General features: G+C 64.6%; 16 protein-coding genes and 1 pseudogene. 4 read left to right on the forward strand and 13 right to left on the reverse strand.

Annotation, left to right across the window (positions count from 1 at the left end; translation table 11 throughout):
• Positions 1-125: 125 nt before the first annotated feature.
• The 3 genes from BLT71_RS14695 to fdxA form a co-directional block, all read right to left on the reverse strand.
• Positions 126-1,412, reverse strand: coding sequence for a citrate synthase (locus BLT71_RS14695; protein ID WP_091721691.1), 1,287 nt, complete (start codon positions 1,410-1,412; stop codon positions 126-128).
• A 249-nt stretch (positions 1,413-1,661) separates the two neighbouring features.
• Complete coding sequence (gene dapC, locus BLT71_RS14700) at positions 1,662-2,801, reverse strand: succinyldiaminopimelate transaminase (RefSeq protein ID WP_091721692.1); 1,140 nt, start codon at positions 2,799-2,801, stop codon at positions 1,662-1,664.
• Positions 2,802-2,814: 13 nt separating this feature from the next.
• Positions 2,815-3,141 carry a ferredoxin gene (gene fdxA, locus BLT71_RS14705; RefSeq protein WP_009356972.1) on the reverse strand — a complete coding sequence of 109 codons (327 nt, stop codon included), beginning with the start codon at positions 3,139-3,141 and terminating at the stop codon, positions 2,815-2,817.
• Positions 3,142-3,274: 133 nt separating this feature from the next.
• Here fdxA and BLT71_RS14710 point away from each other — a divergent pair, with 133 nt between their 5' ends.
• On the forward strand, positions 3,275-3,511 hold the full coding sequence (locus BLT71_RS14710) for a putative acetyltransferase (protein ID WP_091721694.1): 237 nt from the start codon (positions 3,275-3,277) through the stop codon (positions 3,509-3,511).
• A gap of 70 nt (positions 3,512-3,581) precedes the next feature.
• On the opposite strand, the gene typA is transcribed toward BLT71_RS14710, so the two are convergent.
• Positions 3,582-5,510, reverse strand: coding sequence for a translational GTPase TypA (gene typA, locus BLT71_RS14715; protein ID WP_056075034.1), 1,929 nt, complete (start codon positions 5,508-5,510; stop codon positions 3,582-3,584).
• A gap of 271 nt (positions 5,511-5,781) precedes the next feature.
• Here typA and BLT71_RS14720 point away from each other — a divergent pair, with 271 nt between their 5' ends.
• On the forward strand, positions 5,782-6,696 hold the full coding sequence (locus BLT71_RS14720; RefSeq protein WP_091721697.1) for an SGNH/GDSL hydrolase family protein: 915 nt from the start codon (positions 5,782-5,784) through the stop codon (positions 6,694-6,696).
• A 60-nt stretch (positions 6,697-6,756) separates the two neighbouring features.
• Here BLT71_RS14720 and BLT71_RS14725 read toward each other — a convergent pair whose 3' ends face one another.
• The 6 genes from BLT71_RS14725 to BLT71_RS14750 form a co-directional block, all read right to left on the reverse strand.
• Positions 6,757-8,463, reverse strand: a complete 1,707-nt coding sequence (locus BLT71_RS14725) for a dipeptide ABC transporter ATP-binding protein (RefSeq protein ID WP_091721700.1) — start codon at positions 8,461-8,463, stop codon at positions 6,757-6,759.
• A gap of 11 nt (positions 8,464-8,474) precedes the next feature.
• A complete protein-coding gene (locus tag BLT71_RS14730) occupies positions 8,475-9,419 on the reverse strand; it encodes an ABC transporter permease (RefSeq protein WP_056075044.1) in 945 nt (314 codons plus the stop codon).
• Positions 9,409-10,338, reverse strand: coding sequence for an ABC transporter permease (locus tag BLT71_RS14735; RefSeq protein WP_056075047.1), 930 nt, complete (start codon positions 10,336-10,338; stop codon positions 9,409-9,411). Before BLT71_RS14735 ends, BLT71_RS14730 begins: the two co-directional genes overlap by 11 nt.
• A gap of 123 nt (positions 10,339-10,461) precedes the next feature.
• Positions 10,462-12,147: a peptide ABC transporter substrate-binding protein gene (locus BLT71_RS14740; protein WP_091721703.1), complete on the reverse strand. Its 1,686-nt coding sequence runs from the start codon at positions 12,145-12,147 to the stop codon at positions 10,462-10,464.
• A gap of 270 nt (positions 12,148-12,417) precedes the next feature.
• Positions 12,418-14,196, reverse strand: a complete 1,779-nt coding sequence (locus tag BLT71_RS14745; protein ID WP_091721705.1) for an ABC transporter family substrate-binding protein — start codon at positions 14,194-14,196, stop codon at positions 12,418-12,420.
• A 113-nt stretch (positions 14,197-14,309) separates the two neighbouring features.
• Positions 14,310-15,923, reverse strand: a complete 1,614-nt coding sequence (locus tag BLT71_RS14750) for a cryptochrome/photolyase family protein (RefSeq protein WP_091721708.1) — start codon at positions 15,921-15,923, stop codon at positions 14,310-14,312.
• A 156-nt stretch (positions 15,924-16,079) separates the two neighbouring features.
• Between BLT71_RS14750 and BLT71_RS14755 the strand changes: the two genes are divergently transcribed.
• Positions 16,080-17,132, forward strand: coding sequence for an LLM class flavin-dependent oxidoreductase (locus tag BLT71_RS14755; RefSeq protein WP_091721711.1), 1,053 nt, complete (start codon positions 16,080-16,082; stop codon positions 17,130-17,132).
• On the opposite strand, the gene BLT71_RS14760 is transcribed toward BLT71_RS14755, so the two are convergent.
• Positions 17,129-17,782: an SDR family NAD(P)-dependent oxidoreductase gene (locus tag BLT71_RS14760; RefSeq protein WP_091721714.1), complete on the reverse strand. Its 654-nt coding sequence runs from the start codon at positions 17,780-17,782 to the stop codon at positions 17,129-17,131. The two genes, BLT71_RS14755 and BLT71_RS14760, sit on opposite strands and share 4 nt — an antisense overlap.
• A gap of 86 nt (positions 17,783-17,868) precedes the next feature.
• Positions 17,869-18,954: a redox-regulated ATPase YchF gene (ychF, locus tag BLT71_RS14765; protein WP_056076350.1), complete on the reverse strand. Its 1,086-nt coding sequence runs from the start codon at positions 18,952-18,954 to the stop codon at positions 17,869-17,871.
• 90 nt (positions 18,955-19,044) lie between these two features.
• Here ychF and BLT71_RS14770 point away from each other — a divergent pair, with 90 nt between their 5' ends.
• On the forward strand, positions 19,045-20,286 hold the full coding sequence (locus tag BLT71_RS14770; RefSeq protein ID WP_091724056.1) for a DNA recombination protein RmuC: 1,242 nt from the start codon (positions 19,045-19,047) through the stop codon (positions 20,284-20,286).
• Between the two features lie 11 nt (positions 20,287-20,297).
• Here BLT71_RS14770 and BLT71_RS14775 read toward each other — a convergent pair.
• Positions 20,298-21,376, reverse strand: a pseudogene (locus tag BLT71_RS14775) (4-hydroxy-3-methylbut-2-enyl diphosphate reductase).

Here is a 21,376-nt window from a genome sequence, read left to right on the forward strand (position 1 = left end):
TCCGTAACCGCCGTTTTGACCGCTCAAAAGGGCCGGTGCGGAGCTTGGATGGGAATTAACGACCGCGGCCGCCCACCTTTGGAAGGTGGGCGGCCGCCGTCGTCATTAATGCTGTGCGGGGAAGATTAGCGGACCGGGTAGTCCCGCTCCGGTTCGCCGATGTACAGCTGGCGCGGGCGGCCGATCTTGGTGTTCGGGTCGCTGATCATTTCACGCCACTGCGCGATCCAGCCGGGAAGGCGGCCGATGGCGAAGAGCACAGTGAACATCTTCTCGGGGAAGCCCATGGCCTTGTAGATCAGGCCGGTGTAGAAGTCCACGTTCGGGTAGAGCTTGCGCTGGATGAAGTAGTCATCGTTCAGCGCCTTCTCTTCGAGGCGGAGGGCGATGTCCAGCAGTTCGTCGTTGCCACCGAGCTTGGTGAGGATCTCGTGGGCAGTTGCCTTGACGATCTTGGCGCGGGGATCGTAATTCTTATAGACGCGGTGTCCGAAGCCCATGAGCCGGACGCCGTCTTCCTTGTTCTTGACCTTCTCCATGTAGTCCTCGGGCTTGAGGCCCTCGGCCTGGATCTGGCGCAGCATCTTGAGCACAGCTTCGTTGGCGCCGCCGTGGGCAGGGCCGAACAGGGCGTTGATGCCGGCAGAGACGGACGCGAACAGGTTGGCGTTGGACGAGCCCACCAGGCGCACGGTTGACGTGGAGCAGTTCTGCTCGTGGTCCGCGTGCAGGATAAGCAGCAGGTCCAGGGCCTTGGCGACCACCGGGTCCACCTCGTACTGCTCGGCCGGAAGCCCGAAGCTCAGGCGGAGGAAGTTCTCCACCAGGTTGTGGGAGTTGTCCGGGTACAGCATGGGCTGGCCGATGGACTTCTTGTGCGCGTACGCAGCGATGACCGGCAGCTTGGCCATGAGGCGGATAGTGGAAACTTCCACCTGCTCGGCGTTGAACGGGTCCAGCGAGTCCTGGTAGAACGTGGACAGCGCGGACACTGCGGACGACAGCACCGGCATGGGGTGCGCGTCGCGGGGGAACCCGCCAAAGAAGCCCTTCAGCTCCTCGTGCAGGAGGGTGTGGCGCCGGATCTTCTGGTCGAACTCGTCCAGTTCCGTGGGCGTGGGCAGGTTGCCGTAGATCAGGAGGTAGGACACTTCGAGGAAGCTGGAGTGCTGTGCCAGCTGCTCGATGGGGTACCCGCGGTAGCGCAGGATGCCCGCATCGCCATCGATGTAGGTGATCGCGGACGTGGTTGCCGCGGTGTTCATGAAGCCGGGGTCGAAGGTGACTGCGCCCGTCTGCTTCAGGAGCTTGGAAACGTCGTAGCCTTCGTTTCCTTCAATAACCTGGATGCGCGGCAGCTTGAGCTCTCCGCCTGCGTGAAGCAGGGTGGCCGCGTTGTTGGTCTCAGTCATGGAGTCCCCTTCATGAGGCTTCTCGGCCTCTGTCGAAAGCTTGATCCAACATCAGGTGAGCCGCGCACTTGAGCCTGAGAAGACAGGATCCAACACCCGGACTGCCTTCTTGTAGAAAGCCACCATTGATAGTCACTTAAAAACTACCGCCAGTTGGGCACGTGTCACTAATCCGGGTCGGCGCAAATGCCCCTAAAACGCGGGCAGTGTGTTGCGAGTCACACGATTGTTACGGGATCACGCAGGTGATCAGGACAACCGCTCCACAGCAGCGCCGATCCGTTCATCGGAGCCTGTCAGGGCGACGCGGACGAACCCGTTGCCGGCTTCGCCGTAGAACACGCCGGGCCCTACCACTATGCCGCGATCGGCAAGCCGTGCAACGGTATCCCAGGTGCTCTCCCCTGCCGAGCTCCAGAGGTACAGCCCGGCGTCGGAATCCTTGATCTCCAGGCCGAACCCTCGCAGTGCGGGTACCAGCTGCTCCCGGCGCCTGCGGTAGAGGTCCTTCTGGGCCTCAACGTGGGCATCGTCGCCGAGCGCCACCCGCATGGCCTCCTGGACCGGGAATGGAACAATCATTCCTGCATGCTTGCGGCTGTTGACCAGGTTGGGCATCAGCGCCGGGTCTCCAGCAACGAACGCCGCCCTGTAGCCGGCCACGTTCGACTGTTTGCTCAGCGAGTACACGGCCAGCAGGCCTTCATGGGATCCGCCCGCCACGCGCGGATCCAGGATGCTGGGGACCGGCTGGCCGCCGCGCTGGACGTCCCAGTCCCCCCAGCCGAGTTCTGCGTAGCATTCGTCAGAGGCAACCACGGCGCCGAGCTCCCGTGCCTGGACCACCAGTGCCTTCAGCGACTCGACGTCCCGCACGCTGCCGGTGGGATTGCCCGGGGAGTTGACCCAGATGAGGCGCACACGGGCGCGGACGGCGTCGTCGAGCTCGTCCAAATTGTCCGTGGCCACAGAGGTGACGCCGGCAAACGTGGCGCCGATATCGTACGTGGGGTATGCCACCTTGGGACGTACGACGACGTCTCCCGGCTTCAGGCCCAGCAGCAGCGGGAGCCACGCAACAAGTTCCTTCGAACCCACCGTGGGCATGATGTTGCGCGGGTCCAGGCCGGCCACCCCGCGGCGGCGCTCGAACCAGCCTGCAATGGCCTCGCGGAGCGCGGGGGTTCCGTGCACCGTGGGATAGCCCGGGGCGTTGGCTGCAGCCTTCAGCGCGTCCTGGATGATGGCAGGCGTGGGGTCCACCGGCGTTCCGATGGACAGGTTGACTGCCCCGCCCGGGTGTTCCGAAGCCTTCGCCAGGTACGGCGCCATGGCCTCCCACGGGTAGTCGGGCAGGTCCAGGCCGAAAGTGCGCACTGCAGCGGTCACCGTTACGTCCGTATCAGTGGTCTTGGTTCTGCGGGGGCAGCGCGGCGATCATCGGGTGGTCCTTGCCCGTGTTGCCGATCTTCGCTGCGCCGCCCGGCGAGCCCAGGTCGTCGAAGAACTCGACGTTTGCCTTGTAGTAGTCAGCCCACTCGTCCGGGGTGTCATCCTCGTAGTAAATGGCCTCCACGGGGCACACTGGCTCGCAGGCGCCGCAGTCGACGCATTCGTCCGGATGGATGTACAGCGAACGCTCGCCCTCATAGATGCAGTCGACCGGGCATTCCTCGATGCATGCCTTGTCCTTGACATCTACACACGGCTGCGCGATTACGTACGTCACGTCCCTGGCCTCTCCACGTTGGTTCCGGCATCCCGCCGGCTCTTTCGCCCGGCGCGGCCGGACTATTGACATCTGAGCCTATTATCTCCCACGCCGTTCCCGCGAACCTAGCCGGGCCTCCTAGTATGAAGTGGTGACGCTGCCCACCCCCGCTCCCGCCGGTTTCCTGTCCGCTGCCGCCCCCGGAACCCGCGTCGTGGTGCGGTACCGGATCGATGGAGGCTTCACTGACGCCCTGGGCCACCTTGTCTCGTGCGACGGCGGTGCGTGCACCGTCCGGACGCGGCAGGCCGACGTCGTGATCCCCCTCGCCGCCGTGGTGGCGGCCAAAGAGGTTCCGCCGGCCCCGGAGCGCCGCCCGCGGGGCTGAGCCGCAGGCCTGCTTAAGCGCGGAATGCCGCCGGCATGGGAGCCGGCGGCATTCTGTATGTTGCGGGGTGTTACGACTTGGCGCGGGCGCGGGCGGCCTTGGCGCGCTCGTTGGTGTCCAGGATGACCTTGCGGATGCGGATGGCGTCCGGGGTCACCTCAACACACTCGTCTTCGCGGGCGAATTCGAGGGACTCTTCGAGGGTCAGGTCGCGCGGCGGCGTCAGGTTCTCGAAGGTGTCGGAGGAAGCTGCACGCATGTTGGTGAGCTTCTTTTCCTTGGTGATGTTGACGTCCATGTCGTCGGCGCGGGAGTTCTCGCCGACGATCATGCCCTCGTACACCTCGGAGGTGGGCTTCACGAAGAAGGAGCCACGTTCCTGCAGGTTGATCATGGCGAACGGGGTCACAACGCCGGCGCGGTCGGCAACCATGGAACCGTTGGTGCGGTACTCGATGGGGCCGGCCCACGGCTCGTAGCCTTCGGAGATGGACGCTGCGATGCCGGCGCCACGGGTGTCCGTGAGGAACTTGGTGCGGAAACCGATCAGGCCACGGGCCGGAACGATGAATTCCATCCGGCACCAGCCGGTGCCGTGGTTGGCCATGTTGGTCATGCGGCCCTTGCGGGCGGCCATCAGCTGCGTGACGGCGCCCAGGTACTCTTCGGGGACGTCGATGGTCATGTGCTCCATCGGCTCGTGGATCTTGCCGTCGATGGTCTTGGTGACTACCTGCGGCTTGCCCACGGTCAGCTCGAAGCCTTCGCGGCGCATCTGCTCGACGAGGATGGCCAGCGCGAGCTCGCCACGGCCCTGGACTTCCCAGGCGTCGGGACGCTCGGTGGGGAGGACTTTGATGGAGACGTTACCGATCAGTTCCTTGTCCAGGCGGTCCTTCACCTGGCGTGCGGTGACCTTGGCGCCCTTGACCTTGCCGGCCAGCGGCGAGGTGTTGATACCGATGGTCATGGAGATCGCGGGATCGTCCACGGTGATCAGCGGCAGCGGCTGCGGGTTCTCGGCGTCGGTCAGGGTCTCACCGATGGTGATTTCCTCGATACCGGCGACGGCGACGATCTCGCCGGGGCCTGCGGACTCGGCCGGGACACGGTCCAGGGCCTTGGTGGCCAGCAGTTCGGTGATCTTGACGTTCTTGAGTTCACCGTTGGCGCGTGCCCAGGCCACGGTCTGGCCCTTGCGCAGGGTGCCGTTGTAGATGCGGAGCAGGGCGAGGCGGCCCAGGAACGGGGAGGCGTCAAGGTTGGTGACGTGCGCCTGGAGGACGCCCTCCGGGTTGTACGTGGGAGCGGGGATGTGCTCGATGATGGTCTTGAACAGCGGCTCAAGGTCCTCGTTGTCCGGGGCGGCGCCATCGGCGGGCTGGTCCAGGGAGGCGCGGCCAACCTTGGCGGCAGCGTAAACAACGGGAACTTCGAGGATCTTGTCCAGGTCAAGGTCCGGAACTTCGTCCGCGAGGTCAGAGGCGAGGCCCAGCAGGAGGTCCATGGACTCGTGGACGACTTCCTCGATGCGGGCGTCGGGACGGTCGGTCTTGTTGACCAGCAGGATCACCGGCAGGTGCGCGGCGAGGGCCTTGCGGAGGACGAAGCGGGTCTGCGGCAGCGGACCTTCGGACGCGTCAACGAGGAGGACGACGCCGTCGACCATGGACAGGCCGCGCTCCACCTCGCCACCGAAGTCGGCGTGGCCGGGGGTGTCGATGACGTTGATGGTGATGGTTTCACCGTTGGACGACGGTCCGTTGTAGGCCACCGTGGTGTTCTTGGCCAGGATGGTGATGCCCTTTTCGCGCTCCAGGTCACCGGAGTCCATCACGCGGTCTTCGAGGTGGTTGTGCTCGGCAAAGGAGTTGGTCTGCTTGAGCATGGCGTCAACCAGCGTGGTCTTGCCGTGGTCAACGTGGGCCACAATCGCGACGTTGCGGAGGTCACTGCGCGAGGCAGTGGCTACCGCGGTGTTGGTGGTGGTTTCAGACATGCGTAAAGACTCGATTCCGTGGTCAGCTGTAGTCATCGCGACATTTCCAACCGAAACGCACGACAGATCAGGCCCATAACACAGGGCTCCTTCAACAAGTCTAACCGCAGTGGCAAGTGATGGCCTAAAACCGGTCAGGAACCGGCGTGAATCCTGCCCTCCGCCGGTCCCCCGCAGGACGGAATTTGAGAGCAGTCACACTCACTGGATAAATACGGATTTATGCCCCATTATTGCTGTTGATGAGCAGCGAATACCATGAGAAACCAGCATGCGTCCCGCATCCGCTTTAACGCGGATCGCGGTATTTGCTATTGCCGCCGGCATCGTCCTGGCGGCCCCGGGCCAACCGGCACAATTTCCGGCGTCGGATGCACCGGCAGCCTCGGCCAGCCCGGACCAGGTTCCGCCTTCCCTGCTCAGGGCCGCTGCGACGGATCCGGCGGATGCGCCCCGATACACGCCGGGCGCCGACCTGTCCGAGGTCCTCTCCCGCCCCGCCATGCGCCCAGGGGAGGTCTTCCGGAACCCGGTCTTTGGCCGGAACGAAGTAGTGGTGCCGAACGTACGGAACACCGCTGTCCTGATCGGCGACTCCCAGTCGGTTCCGGACGACAGCTGGCCCCGCCGCGCCTTGGTTTCCCTTGGCTACAACGTCCACTTCTGCGGTTATGGCGGTACGGGCTTCACGGCAGCCAACGGCAAGGTGGGCAACTACATTGACGCCCTGGAGCGGGGCGACTGGATGCTGCCGGTGGGAACTCCCGGACTGGTGGTGATTGAAGGCGGCGGCAACGATGCTGCCCGCGGCGCCTCGGATGCCCAGATCACCGCCAACGCCAACCGCCTTGTCCAGGCCATGAAAGCCCGCTACCCCACTACCAAGATGGTCATGGTGGGCACCCTCGCGAAGGGCGCCAACAACGGTGGCGGCCGCCGGAGCCAAGTGGACAACCTGCTCTCGAGCATCGCAGCCAAGCAGGGCATAACGTTTGTCAGCGCGGGAGACTGGCTGACCAAGTACAACCTGGTACAGCACCTTGCGGACCCCGTCCACATGGACAGCGAAGGCCGGAAGGCGCTGGGGACGGTGCTGGAACGCCGCCTCCGGGAACTGGGAATTCCGGACATCACGGCCACTGCCGCGGCCACCGCCCAGGCCGGAGCCGGCAGCAAGAAGGGCTGAGGCCACGCTCCATTCGGAGCGGCGCCCCAGCCCTTCAGCTGTACGACGACGGATCGCGCTTTATGCCACTTCCGGCGGCAGCATCAGCTTCGCACCCGGGATGGCGTTCAGGAGTGCCCTGGTGTACTCCTGCTGCGGCGCTTCGAAGACTTCGTCGGTGGTTCCGGTCTCCACCAGGCGGCCCTTCTCCATGACGCAGACATGGTCGGCAATCTGCCGGACGACTGCCAGGTCGTGGGTGATGAAGAGATAGGTCAGGCCCAGGTTCGACTGCAGGTCAGCCAGCAGGTTCAGGACCTGCGCCTGGACCAGGACGTCCAGTGCGGACACGGCCTCGTCACAGATGATGACCTCGGGGTCCAGTGCGAGGGCGCGGGCAATGGCGACGCGCTGACGCTGGCCTCCGGAGAGCTCGTTCGGGTACCGCTGCATGGCGGACTGGGGCAGTGCCACCTGGTCCAGCAGTTCCCGGACCTTTTTCTCGCGGCTGGCCGCATCACCGATCTTGTGGACCCGCAACGGCTCCTCGATGGTGCGGTAGATGTTGTACATCGGGTCCAGGGATCCGTACGGGTCCTGGAAGATCGGCTGCACACGCCGGCGGAACTTGAACAGGTCCCCGGCCTTCAGCAGCGAGGTATCCACGCCGTCAAAGAGGATCTTGCCGTCGGTAGGCTTCTCAAGCTGGAGCACCATCTTGGCCACCGTGGACTTGCCCGAACCGGACTCCCCCACGATCGCCGTCGTTGTTCCGCGTTTGACGTCGAAGCTCACGCCGTCCACGGCCGCGAAATCGGTGGCCTTGCCCAGGCCCTGGCGGAGCTTGTACACCTTCCGAAGGTCCTGGATCTGCAGGACGTTGTCCGCGACGGACGTTTCCGCTGCAGGAGCCAGCATGTCCGCCGTCTCCACGCCCTGTTCCTTGGCTGCCTGGATGCGCCGGCTGGCAAGGGATGGCGCCGACTCAACCAGGCGCTTGGTGTACGGGTGCTGCGGATTACGCAGCAGTTCCAGTGACGGCCCTGCCTCCACGACGCGTCCCTGGTACATGACCACCACTTTGTTGGCACGTTCTGCTGCCAGGCCCAGGTCGTGGGTGATCAGCAGCACCGAGGTGCCAAGTTCCGTGGTCATGGTGTCCAGGTGGTCCAGGATCTGCCGCTGGACCGTCACGTCCAGCGCGGACGTGGGTTCATCGGCAATCAGCAGGCGCGGCTGGCATGAAAGGCCAATGGCGATCAGTGCACGCTGGCGCATACCGCCGGAGAACTCATGCGGATACTGGTTCGCGCGGCGTTTGGCGTCGGGCAGGCCGGCTTCGGACAGCACCTTGGCGATGTCATCCGGTCCGCTCGGACGGCCATTGGCGCGCAGGGTCTCCCGCACCTGGTACCCGATCTTCCACACCGGGTTGAGGTTGGACATCGGGTCCTGCGGAACCATGCCGATGGTGTTTCCGCGCAGCTCGATCATCCGCTGCTCACTGGCGTGGGAAATGTCCTCGCCGTCAAGCAGGATCTGGCCGCCGGAGACGCTGCCGTTATTCGGCAGGAGTCCTATGGCCGCCAGTGCCGTGGTGGACTTGCCCGAGCCGGACTCCCCCACAATGGCTACCGTCTCTCCGGGCATGATGGTCAGGTGTGCGTTGCGCACGGCCTGGACTTCGCCGCTGCCGGTCTTGAAGGTGATGGCAAGGTCGCGGATTTCCAGGAGCGGCTTGTTGCCGTTGGCGCGGGCCTCGCCGATGCTGACGTCTGGAGTTGTCATCTCTTTATCTCTCATCGCTGGCGGCTCTTCGGGTCGAGGGCGTCACGGACGGCATCGCCCAGCATGATGAAGCTCAGCACGGTGATGGACAGGGCTGCAGCGGGGAACAGCAGGATTTCGGGCCGGGTCCGGATGGAGGCCTGGGCACCTGCAATGTCATTGCCCCACGACATGATGCTCTGCGGCAGTCCAATGCCCAGGAAGGACAGCGTGGCTTCGGCCACGATGAACACGCCCAGTTCCAGGGTTGCCAGAACGATGATCGGTGCCAGGGCGTTGGGCAGGACGTGCCGGACCAGCGCCTTGAACTTCGACACGCCCAGCGCCTGGGCCGCGGTGACGAAGTCTGCGTTGCGTACTTCTATGACGGCGCCACGGGTAATGCGTGCCATCTGCGGCCAGGCCAGGAGCGATATGACGAACACTACTGTCCACACGCTCTTGTTCTCGCGGAACAGCGGCAGCTGGGTGATCACCAGGGCGCCGAGGATCAGCGGCAGCGCGAAGAAGATGTCGCCGAGGCGGGCCAGTACGGCATCGACCCAGCCGCCGTAGTAGCCAGCCAACGCGCCGAGGGTTACACCGATCACCAGTACGCAGAGCACCGAAAGGATGCCAACGGACAGTGATGCCTGTGTGCCGTGGATGACGCGCGAGTAGATGTCGCAACCCTGGAACGTAAACCCGAACGGGTGGCCGGCAGTGGGCCCGCCTTCCGAGTTCCCGAGTTCGCAGCCGTCGTTCGGCGGGGTGGACGTGAAGAGGCCGGGGAACAGCGCAATCACGATCAGGGCGAGGATCAGCAGCGACGAGATGATAAACAGCGGACGACGGCGGAGCTTGCGCCACGCGTCTGCCCACAGGCTGAGCGGGGCTTGGTCGGTCTTGACCGCGTCCGTCGCCTGCAGCGGGGTTTCATCGATGGGCGCCACGAAGTGGCTGTTGTTACTGGTCATAGCGAATCCTCGGGTCAAGCCAGGCGTACAGGAGATCAACGAGCAGGTTGGACACCACGAACACCAGCACCAGCACGCTGACGATGGACACGATGGTGGGGCCCTCAGTGCGCAGGACTGCCTGGTACAGCTTGTTGCCGACGCCCGGGACGTTGAAGATGCCTTCGGTAACGATGGCGCCGCCCATCAGGCCGCCAAGGTTGGCGCCCAGGTAGGTCACCACGGGGATCAGCGAGTTGCGCAGGATGTGTGCCAGGACCACCCGGGGCCGGGACAGGCCCTTGGCGGTGGCGGTCCGGACGTAGTCCGCGTTCATGTTCTCGCTGACCGACGCACGGGTCAGCCTGAGGACGTACGCGAAGGAGACAAGGCCCAGCACGACGGCGGGCAGCAGCAGGCTGCCCCAGTCTGCGTTGGCGCCCACGGTGGGTTTCGCCCAGCCGAGTTGTACGCCAAAGACCAGCTGGAACACGAAGCCCAGCACGAAGGTGGGAACTGCGATGACCACCAGGGAAGCGACCAGGACGGTGGAGTCAAACCAGCCGCCACGGCGGAGCCCGGCGAATACGCCGAACGCCACACCGAAGATGGCCTGGATGGCCAGCGCTTCGACGGCCAGCATCGCCGTTACCGGGAAGACTCGGGCCAGGCTTGCCGCAATGGGCTGGCCGGTGAAGTCGTTGCCAAGGTTGAACGTGAAGAGGTTCTTCAGGAACAGGCCGTACTGGACAATGAAGGGTTCATCAAGGTGGTACTGGCTGCGAAGGGTATCGATGACTGCCTGGGGTGGCTGGCGGTCGCCGAACAGTGCCGCGATGGGATCGCCGGGCAGGGCGAAGACCATGTAGTACACGAGGAGGGTGGTGCCGATGAAGACAGGGATCACCTGGAGGAGCCGGCGAAGGATAAAGCGGACCACGGTATCACCAGCCTTCCGGGGAGGAAGTGAACAGGTTCATGCATACCTTCCTGCCGTGCAAGCCAATGGGGGCCCGGCCGTAACCGGACCCCCATTAGCCTTGGCGGCAAGTTAGATTAAGGACTACTTAGCCGTGATGTTGTAGTAGAGGATGCTGCCGTTCCAGCCGGTTTCGGCCTTCACGACGTTGTTGCTCCACACGATCGGACGTGCCTGGTCCCACAGGGGCAGGCCGGGCAGATCCTCGAACAGCACTTCCTGTGCCTGGTTGAACTTGGCGTTTGCATCCTCGGTGGATGTGGCAGCCAGGCCCTCCTTGAGGAGCTTGTCGAACTCGGGGTTCGTGTACTTCTCGTAGTTGGAGGAAGCGTTGGTGCCCCAGACCGGGCCGAGGAAGTTGTACAGCGACGGGTAGTCACCCTGCCAGCCTGCACGGGTCAGGCCGGGGAGCTGCTGGGACTTGCGCAGGTTCAGGACTTCAGCGAACTTGGCGAAGGGCTGGATTTCAGCCTGGATGCCGAGGTTGTTCTTGAAGCCGTTAGCAACGGCGTCGATCCATTCCTTGTTGCCACCATCGGTGTTGGAAGCAATCTGGAGCGGCTTGGAGTCGTCGTAGGGCTGGATCTTGTTGGCCTGCTCCCAGAGGTCCTTAGCCTTGGCGGCGTCGAACTTCAGGACTTCGCTGCCCTTGAGGTCTCCCTTGAATCCGTCGATGACCGGCGGGACAAAGGCCTTGGCCGGGGTGCGGGTGCCGTTGAAGACAACCTTGGCGATTTCCTCGCGGTTGATGGCGTAGGAAAGGGCCTCGCGGCGCAGCTTGCCGGCTTCACCCTGGAAGTTCGGGTTGTACGGCGGGATGTTCAGCGTGGAGTTGGTGGCAACTGCCTTGGTGGCGTTACGGTCCTGGAAGTCCGTCTCATAGGTCTTCAGGGCGTTGGACGGCAGGACATCGGTGATGTCCAGGTTGTCCGACTGGAGATCCGTGTATGCGGGGCCCGGATCGGTGTAGAACTTGAAGGTCACGCCGCCGTTCTTGGACTCGCGCGGGCCGCTGTAGTCAGCGTTCTTGACGAGGGAAATCGACTGGTCGTGTACCCAGGCGCCTTCCTTCTCGAGCTTGTACGGGCCGTTACCCACCGGGTTCTCGCCGAAGGTCTTCGGGTCTGCCAGGGCAGCGGAAGGAAGCGGGAAGAAAGCGGAGTAGCCCAGGCGCAGCGACCAGTCTGCTTCAGGCTGGGCAAGCTTCACGGTGATCGTGGAGTCATCGGTTGCTGCCAGGCCGGACATGGTCTCGGCCGTCGGAGCAGGGGTGGTCTTGGTCTTGCCGTCGGCCGTCTTCTCGCTGTTGACCGCCGATACTTCTTCGTAGCCGGCGATGGACTCAAAGAAGAAGCCGTTGTTCTGCAGGTTCTTCGAGTTGGCTGCGAAGTTCCAGGAGTCTACGAACGTCTTGGCCGTGATGGCCTCGCCGTTGGTGAACTTCTGGCCCTGCTTGACCTTGATGGTCCAGTTCTGGGCGTCGGAGGAATCAATGGATTCTGCCAACGCGTTGACCGGCTTGCCGTCGGCGTCGTAAGTCCGCAGGCCTTCGAAGAGGAGTTCGACGACGCGGCCGCCGTAGACCTCGTTGGTGTTGGCCGGCAGCAGCGGGTTCTGTGGTTCGTTGCTGTAAGCCGTGATGACCTTGTTGGGATCGCCGGTGGCGTCGCTGGATCCCTCCGTGGTGCCGCCTCCAGCGCCGCACCCGGTCAGGGCAAGCGCAGCGATTGCCACGATGCCCAGTGCTTTGGAAGTGCGCGTGAAACGCATTCCGCCTCCTATGAGTTGTGGGAGATAACGAGGGGAAATCTGGTGTTTCCCCGCAGGCCGGGCACAGCTGTGAACTGTGACCTGTCCTACATGTACGAGTAGCCTAACCGCACGAAGTCCAGATACTGGTACTCCGTTGCCAAACCGTGACCGGGGCGTTCGAGACGCGTTAACCGGTTAACGGAAGTTGTGCAAGTCACATGCTACTCGGCGGTAGCGCCACTGCGAAATCGAAGCGTGGCCTGCATCACCCATTTGCCCGGCGGGGAATCAGTTCTTGGTGCCCTGCTGGGCCAGGCGCCAATCGGAGATGTTCCACCACACGCCGAGGGGACCCGGGCTGGGTTTCACGCCTGCCACCCGGGCGTTGAAGGCTATGGCTCCGACCGTCTGGTACAGGGGCAGTCCGTACGCCTTCTCCCAGACGCGTTTATCGATCCCGGCCAGCAGTTCGTCCTGTTTTCCGAGGTCAGTGGTGGTGGCCAGTTGTTCCATCGCCTTGTCCGCGTCGCCGTCGGAGAATCCGTTGAAGTTGCTGCCCGCTCCGGTGCGGAAGATCTGGGGGATGCGGCCCACGCCGGCGCCCGTTCCGATCCATCCCAGCAACGCGGCGTCGTAGCCTGCGCCCCCCAGCGACTTTGCCCAGTCCGCGTTTCCCTGGCCGGCATCAACCACGCGGAAACCGGCCTGCTGCGCAGAATCGCGGATCAGGGTGAACGCCTTGGCCCGGTTGGGGTTGTCCCGGTTGTACAGGATCCGGACCGTCGGTGTGGCGCCGTCGAGGAGTTCCTTGGCTGCGTTGATGTCCACCTTGGCGTAGTCGGCCGAGCCGTTGTTTTTCACCGTGTCCGCGTATTTGGGCTGCCCGGGAAGGAAGACCTGCGAATCAAGCGGTTTGGCGTCCGCAATCAGGTCCCCCACCACCGCGTCCACGATGGCCTGCCGGGGCACGGCCTTCAGGAAGGCCTTGCGCACGTCTTCGTCCGCGAAGGGCCCGGAGAAGTTGAGGTCGAGGTGGTCGTATCCCGACTGGCTGTACTGCTCCACCGTGTTTCCCTGGTCCGCCAGGCCGGCGAAGAGTTTTGCGGTGTCAGCAGAAGGCTGCGGCGAGATGATGTCCGCCTGACCGCTGCGGAGCGCATCAACAGCGGTGGGAAGGGCACCGGTGAACCGCACGTTAATCTCGTCAAGCCACGGCTCGGTTCCCCAGACGTAGTCGCGGTTCCGCACGAGCTTCATGGATACTTCAGGAACGATGTCCCGCACGATGTAGGGTCCGCTGGAAAGATACAGCGCGGGGTCGTCAGGCAGGGATTTCGTATCGAATCCGTTGTTCCAGAAATCTCCCACCGTCTTCAATGCCGAATTTACTGCCGGCTTCCCGGGGTTTCCCTTGGGCGCGTCCTTGATCAGGTCGACCAGGTCCTCTTCGTCGCTCAGCCCGGCCTTGGCGGCGACTACGTGGGCCGGCAGGCCGACGTCGAACGCGGTCTGCCAGTCCGCGTACGGCGCGGCGTACTGCAGCGTGATGGACCGGCCGTCGTCGCCGAGCTCGGGGAACGCCGTGCCCGCGAGACCGCCGGCGGCTGACGCGGCCGAGAAGTACCTGGTGCCCGTCCCCGCCGCGGGATCCGCGTCGTCGAAGTAACCCGAACCCGCGGCCCAGCTCAGGAGGAGGTCGCCGGCGTCGATCGGCGCGCCGTCGGACCATTTGACGCCTTCGCTGACTGTGTACCGCACCTTGAGCGGATCATCGGAGACTTTTTCGTAGCGGCCGAACTTGTCGTTCCGGACCACCACGGATTTGTCGTCCAGGTAGTAGAAGCCGGAGTGCGTGGCTGAACCGATCTTGGAATTGATGTCCGTGTTGCCATCGGTGCTGAACGGGTTGAAGGAGGAAAAAGCGTTGACCTCAGCCACGGTGGCGCTGCCTCCGCGCTTGGCCTCGCCCACCACGACCGGCGCGCTGCCGCCGCCTGAGCAGCCTGAAAGGGCCATTGCGGCCACTGCCGCTGCGGTGATGTACTGCATCAGGCGCCTGACTGGCATGCCTCCGCCTCCTTGTGTATTCCATCCCGGGGAAGGGGGCCTGGAGTCGCCAGGAACGCGCCCTACACAGTCAGGATACTTTGGTGTCGCCGGCTGGGCGGGGAGGAGGAACCCTACGCCCCCGGTTCGGGGGCGGGCCGCAGCAGCCGCGTGCCGCCGTCGTTCGGTTTAAGCAGCGCCTCCGCGCGGCGCCGGTGGCCGTTCCGGGTGTCCGGATCCATCGAGTCCAGCAGGGAGACCGCCATCCGGGACCGGGAGTTGCGCTCAATGACAGGGCGGTGGTCATCGATGAAGCTCCAGTACAGGGCATCCCAGTCGGGGATCCACTCCCCCGGAGGCAGATCGGACATTTTCCGCAGGTAGTTGCTGCCGGAGATGTATGGCTTGGTGGTGATTCCGGCACCTGAGGCGAACTGGCTCATCGCGTACACGTTGGGAACCATGACCCAGTCGTAGGCGTCCACATACATGGCCATGAACCATTCATAGACGTCGTGCGGGTGGATGCGCAGGAGGGACATGGCGTTGCCCAGGATCATCAGCCGTTCAATGTGGTGGCTGTATCCGGTGGTGAGCACCCGGGAAATCACCATATCCACAGGGGCCAGCCCGGTGGTGGCATCCCACCACCCGGCGCCCAGCTCATTCGTGTGGTTGAGCAGGTTGGCGCTGCGCATCTGCCGGCCGCGGAGACGGTAGGTGGCGCGCATGTACTCCCGCCATCCGATCAGCTGCCGCACGAAACCCTCGAGCGAAGCCAACGGCGTGTCTTGGCCGGCGCCGTCCAAAACTGCGTCCAGGACCTCGCGGGGGTCCAGTAGCCCGATATTGAGTGCCGGGGTGAGCAGGGCGTGGTTGATGAACGGGTGCGCGGTGGAGATGGCGTCCTCGTAGGCACCAAATCCGGCAAGCCGATCGCGGACAAACTCGTGTACGTGCTGCCTGGCCTCCGCCGCGTCGGTGGGCCAGGCAAAGGAAGCAGGGTTCCCCGGGGCGTCCGGAAACTCCTCCGCTACCCAGGCGATGGCTGCCTCGACCTCACTCGACCCGGCGTCGGGGGTGGCCTCCGGCCCGCCGTCGTCGTCCATCAGTGCGTCAAGGTCGAACATCGCTTGCCCGGCGTCGTTTCCGCTGTTGAACCTGCCCACGGCGGCCGGGACGTACCCGCGGGGAAGCTTCTTCCTGTTCTCGGCGTCAAAGGACCACTTGCCGCCCACGGGGCCGCCGCCGTCCACCAGGACGTTGAGCCGGCGGCGTTGCCACACGTAGAAGTCGTGCATCCGGGCAGGATTGCCCGCGAACCATTCGTCGATCCGACGGCGGTCCGTGAGGAAGTTGGGAGTCTCCAGGACGTCGCCGGCCTGCATCCGGTAGCCGCCGTCAGCGAGGGCGGCGAACAGGTCCTGCTCAAGCCAGTCGTCCACGACGTCGAACCAGGTCACCTGCCGCGGGCGGCTGCTGCGGATGAGCTGCCCCAGTTGGCTGCGCGATGTGCGCGAGGGGTGGCTGGCCAGGACGGCTACCTCATAGCCATGGCTGCGGAGCCGCCGCGCAAAGCGTGCCATCGATGCCCGGTGCAGGACCAGTTTGTGGGAGTGGAAGGCGTACTGCCGGAACATGAGGTCGTGCTCGATCAGCACAAACACCGTGCCGTCAGCCGGCAGTTCAAGCTGCTGTTCGAAGAGCTGATGCGGCAGGACGAGGCGCAGGTGCTGGCCGGCTTGCATGCCCCAACGATAGTTGGAATGTTCTCCGGACGTTGCCGGGCGGACAGCGGCTCCGCTGTCGCAAACGGTAACCTGCACCTGCCCTGTCCACGAGCGGCGGGCCAGGCGAGCATATTCTGGGGTCAACCACCAGGCCCAAGCAAGCAAAGGAAGCCCATGCCAGATCAGAACCGTCCCCTGCGAAAGCTTGGCTTCCTGACCATCGGCTTCTTCGATCCGGCCAACCCGGCCGCAGGCCACGAATCCACTTTGCAGGTCATCGAACTGGGTGAGCGGCTCGGTTTCGACAGCGCGTGGCTGCGGCACCGCCACCTGCAGTTTGGCATTTCCTCGCCCGTGGCGGTCATGGCAGCGGCCAGCCAGCGTACGTCCCGGATCGAGCTCGGTACAGCCGTTACGCCGCTGGGCTGGGAGAATCCCCTGCGCCTGGCCGAGGACATCGCCACCACGGACCTGCTGGCGGGCGGCCGGATCAACCCCGGCCTCAGCGTGGGCGAACCGATGCACTGGGACACGGTGAAGCATGAGCTCTACCCCGATTCCGCCGAGGTGGAGGACTTCAGCTACGCACGTGTGGAGCGGTTCGCCCGGCTGGTTGCGGGTGAACCTGTCCGCGATTTCTCCGGCAAGCAGGGTGTGGTGGAGGAGTTCTCCAACCGCGTAGAGCCGCATTCCCCGGGACTGCGCGATCGCCTCTGGTACGGCGCTGCCAGCCGGAAATCCGCGGTCTGGGCAGGGGAAAACGGCTTCAACCTGCTCTCCAGCAGCGTGATTTTCCCTGAAGCAGGCGAAGAACCCGACTTCGCCCGGATCCAGCAGTCCCAAATCCGCGCCTACCGGGACGCGGCCGCAGCGTCAGGACAGCCGCAGGAGCGGACCCGCGTATCGCAGGGGCTGGTGGTCATTCCCACCGATTCGGCCTCAGCGGCACAGAGGGAGAAGTACCAGCAGTACGTCGACGAACGCACGCCCCGCACGGCCGCCCCGCAGGGGCCGAAAAGAATGCTGTTCGCCCGGGACCTCATCGGCACGAGCGAGCACATCGCGGAGGAACTGTACGCGCACGCAGGTTTCCAGGAAGTTGACGAAGTAGCCTTCGCCCTGCCCTTCAGCTTTGAGCACGAGGACTACGTCCAGATCCTCACCGACGTCGCCACCCGGCTGGGTCCGGCACTTGGCTGGTCTCCGGCCGGAGCTGAACGAGCTTAGAAGGCGGTGCTGGGCAGGTCCTTCTCGCCATCGGCGATCGCAGTGACAATCCGCGCTGCAACCAGGTCGGGATCCAGCGCCGCGCCGAATCGCGGCGCTGTCCCGGCGATCGGATGCTCAGACAGGGCGGTGCCGGTGTGGCCTGGACGTGCGTCCACGATTCTGATGCCCGCCCGGCGATACTCGCGGGCCGCTGCAACAACGAAGGCCGCGAGTCCAGCCTTCGACGCCGAATATGCCGCCAGGCCAGCGACGGGCGCCTCGGCCACAACGCCACTCAATGTGACAATGAAGGGCTCCCGGCCCTCGCGTGCGGACACCGCGAGGTAGGGCTGGCTCTTGGTGATGAGGCGGATCGGACCGGTCGTGTTCACAGCGAAAAGTTCGTCCACTGTGGCGGGTTCAAGGTCTGACGCGGCGCCGAAGGCAACGACCCCTGACGCAACCACTAACCCGTCGAGGCGACCGTACTGCGCATTCGTCTCATCCAGCATCGCTTGGATCACGGAAGGTTCGCGCAGATCGTACCCATCTGACTTTGAGGACCGGGCGACGACGGCGCCGCTGCTCTCCAGCAGGGCGGCGACGCGCGAACCGAGTCCGCCGCTGGCGCCGACTACCAGAACCACCGCTCCCCGAAGTGTCGTCATGGAGAGATCCTAGGCCACGTGAAGCGCGCCAACAGGAACGGGCCCATCTGCGCAAGCAGATGGGCCCGTTCCGAAATCCTCTGGAACTAAACGTTAAAGCGGAACTCCACCACGTCGCCGTCGGACATGACGTATTCCTTGCCTTCGATCCGGACCTTGCCGCGGGACTTCGCCTCGGCCATGGACCCGGCCTCCACGAGGTCGGCGAAGGAGACCACTTCAGCCTTGATGAAACCGCGCTGGAAGTCCGAGTGGATCACTCCTGCGGCCTGCGGGGCCGTGTCACCCTGGCGGATGGTCCAGGCGCGCGCTTCCTTGGGACCCGCCGTCAGGTAGGTCTGCAGCCCGAGGGTGTGGAAACCGACGCGGGCCAGCTGGTCCAGGCCGGACTCTTCCTGCCCGTTCATCTCCAGCATTTCGCGGGCTTCTTCCTCGTCCAGCTCAACGAGGTCCGCTTCGAGCTTGGCGTCGAGGAAGATGCAGTCCGCGGGGGCTACGAGGGCCCGCAGTTCGTCCTGCTTTTCCTGGCTGCCCAGGATGGCCTCGTCGGCGTTGAAGACGTAGATGAACGGCTTGGCCGTCAGGAGCCCGAGCTCCTTGAGGTGCTCCATCTCCAGCTTGTCGCTCTTGACCGAGGAAAAAATGGTGTCGCCGCGCTCGAGGACGGTCTGGGCGGCCTTGATGGCAGCCAGTTCGGCGGCCTCCCGCTTCTTGATCTTGACCTCTTTTTCGATCCGGGGAATGGCCTTCTCGATGGTCTGCAGGTCCGCGAGGATCAGCTCGGTGTTGATGGTCTCCATATCCGAGCGCGGATCAACCTTGCCGTCCACGTGGATGACATCGGGGTCATCGAACACGCGCACCACCTGGGCGATGGCCTCCGCCTCGCGGATGTTCGCCAGGAACTGGTTGCCCAGCCCTTCGCCCTCGGACGCGCCCTTGACGATGCCGGCGATGTCCACGAAGGACACGGCGGCGGGCAGGACGCGCTGCGAGTTGAAGATCCCGGCAAGCTGCTGCAGCCGGGGATCCGGCAGGTTCACGACGCCGACGTTCGGTTCGATAGTGGCGAACGGGTAGTTCGCCGCCAGGACCTGGTTGCGGGTCAGCGCGTTGAAGAGAGTTGATTTGCCGACGTTGGGCAGTCCGACGATGCCAATAGTAAGAGCCACGAGCACTGATTCTACCCGCAGCGTCCCGTCCGCCCGTACCGGCGGATGTCACTCCCGTTGATTGTCAGTGCCCCGTGCAACAGTGAACTCATGGATGGATTTGCCTTGATTCTTGCCCTCTTCATGCTTCTTGCCGGTGCCCTGGCCGGTGCGGCCGCCACCTACTTAGTGCTGCGGAAGAACACCAACGGCGTGGAAGCTGACTTTGACGCCGTGTCCGCCCGGCTGTCGGAGGTTAGCGCACAGTTTGCAGCGGCCGACGCCGAACGCCGGCTTTTGGCGGCACAGAACCGCGAGCTGGGTGAGGCCAGGTCGCAGGACGGCAGCGTGCTGCGCGCCCTTGCCCCGGTGGCGGAGAAGCTCACGGCAGTCCAGCAGCAAGTGGCGCTGCTGGAACGGGACCGCGTGGAACAATACGGCCAGCTTGCCCAGCAACTCCAGGAAGCGCGCCTCTCCGACGAACAGCTGATGCGCTCCACGCATGCGCTGGAATCGGCCCTCAGGTCCAACAGCGCAAGGGGCCAGTGGGGTGAAGTCCAGCTGCGGCGCGTGGTGGAGGCTGCCGGCATGCTCCGCCACGTTGATTTCGTGGAGCAGGTCCACAGCGCGGGCGGCGACTCCGCAGTCCGTCCCGACCTTGTAGTCCAGCTTCCCGGCGAGAAGATCCTGGTGGTGGACGCCAAGGTCCCCTTGTCCGCCTACCTCGAAGCACAGGAGATGGGCGCTTCAGCGGCAAGCTTCACGCAGCATTCCGAGGCGCGGCAGGCACCCCAGTCGGTCTCCGACCGCCGTTCACAGCAGGCGCTCCTGGCTGCCCACGCAAAGGCGCTGAGGGCCCATGTGGATGCTCTGGGCAACAAGAGGTACTGGGACATTCCGGGGAACTCCCCCGAACTGGTGGTCTGCTTCATCCCTGCGGAATCGATTCTTGCGGCTGCCCTTGAAGCCGACGCGTCGCTCCTGGACCACGCGCTGTCCAAGAACGTCGTCCTGGCCTCTCCGGGGACCCTGCTTGCCGTGCTGAAGTCGGTGGCGTTCACGTGGCGGCAGGACGTCCTGACCGACAATGCGCGGGAACTGTTTGACCTCGCCCGGCAACTCTACGACCGGATGGGAACCCTGGGCGAGAACGTCACCAAGCTGGGGTCATCGCTGAAGACGTCGGTCGACCGCTACAACTCCCTGGTGGGGACGCTGGAAGCCCGAGTGCTGCCCACGGCCCGCAAGCTGAACACCTTGGACGAAGCGGGCCTGGCCTCCCCGGCACCCGTGGAGGTCACACCCCGCGCGCTTTCAGCCCCCGAGCTCCAGCAGGACGAGGCTGCCGCGTAGGACGCCGGACGTCAGTCGCGCGGCCGGCGTCCGCCGAGGGCGCGGCTGACGTCGCCGGCCTCCTTCAGGGTGGCGCGGAGTTCCTTGGGCAGCGAGAACAGGAGGTCTTCCTCGGCGGTGACCACTTCTTCCACGCTTCCGTAGCCGTATTCAGCGAGCAGTCGGAGCACATCCTGGACCAGCACCTCGGGAACGGAGGCCCCCGAGGTCACGCCGACGGTCGCTACGCCTTCAAACCATGCTTCGTCCACCTGGTTGGCGAAGTCCACGCGGTAGGACGCCTTGGCGCCGTATTCCAGGGCCACTTCCACAAGCCGCACGGAGTTCGAGGAGTTTGCGGACCCCACCACGATCACCAGGTCCGCCTGGGGCGAAATCTTCTTGATGGCCACCTGCCGGTTGGTGGTGGCGTAGCAGATGTCGTCGCTGGGCGGGTCCTGCAGGGTGGGAAACCGCGCCTTCAGCAGCCGGACCGTTTCCATGGTTTCGTCGACGCTGAGGGTGGTCTGTGAAAGCCAAATGACCTTTTCCGGGTCACGGACGGTGACCTTGTCCACCTCGTGGGGGCCGTTGATGATCTGGATGTGGTCGGGCGCTTCACCTGCTGTTCCTTCCACTTCCTCGTGGCCGTCGTGGCCGATCAGGAGGATGTCGAAATCGTCCTTGGCGAACCGGACGGCTTCCTTGTGCACCTTCGTCACCAGGGGGCAGGTGGCGTCGATGGTGCGCAGTCCGCGCTGCCCGGCAGACTCGACGACGGCAGGTGACACTCCGTGCGCGGAGAAGATGACCAGGGCACCTTCGGGAACCTCGTCCGTCTCGTCAACGAACACAGCACCCTTCTCTTCGAGGGAGCTGACCACATGGACGTTGTGGACGATCTGCTTGCGGACGTACACCGGGGGGCCGTAGTGCTCCAGTGCCTTTTCGACCGCGATCACGGCCCGGTCCACTCCCGCGCAGTAGCCGCGGGGGCCGCGAGCAGCACCTTTTTGGCCCCGGTGACGGGCGCTGCAGCTGCTACTTCCTCGGGCGAGCGGCGCCTACGCGGGACGGTTGGCATCGAGAGGGAAACAGCTGTGGAGGTCAT

The organism is Pseudarthrobacter equi, from assembly GCF_900105535.1.
Classification (GTDB): domain Bacteria; phylum Actinomycetota; class Actinomycetes; order Actinomycetales; family Micrococcaceae; genus Arthrobacter; species Arthrobacter equi.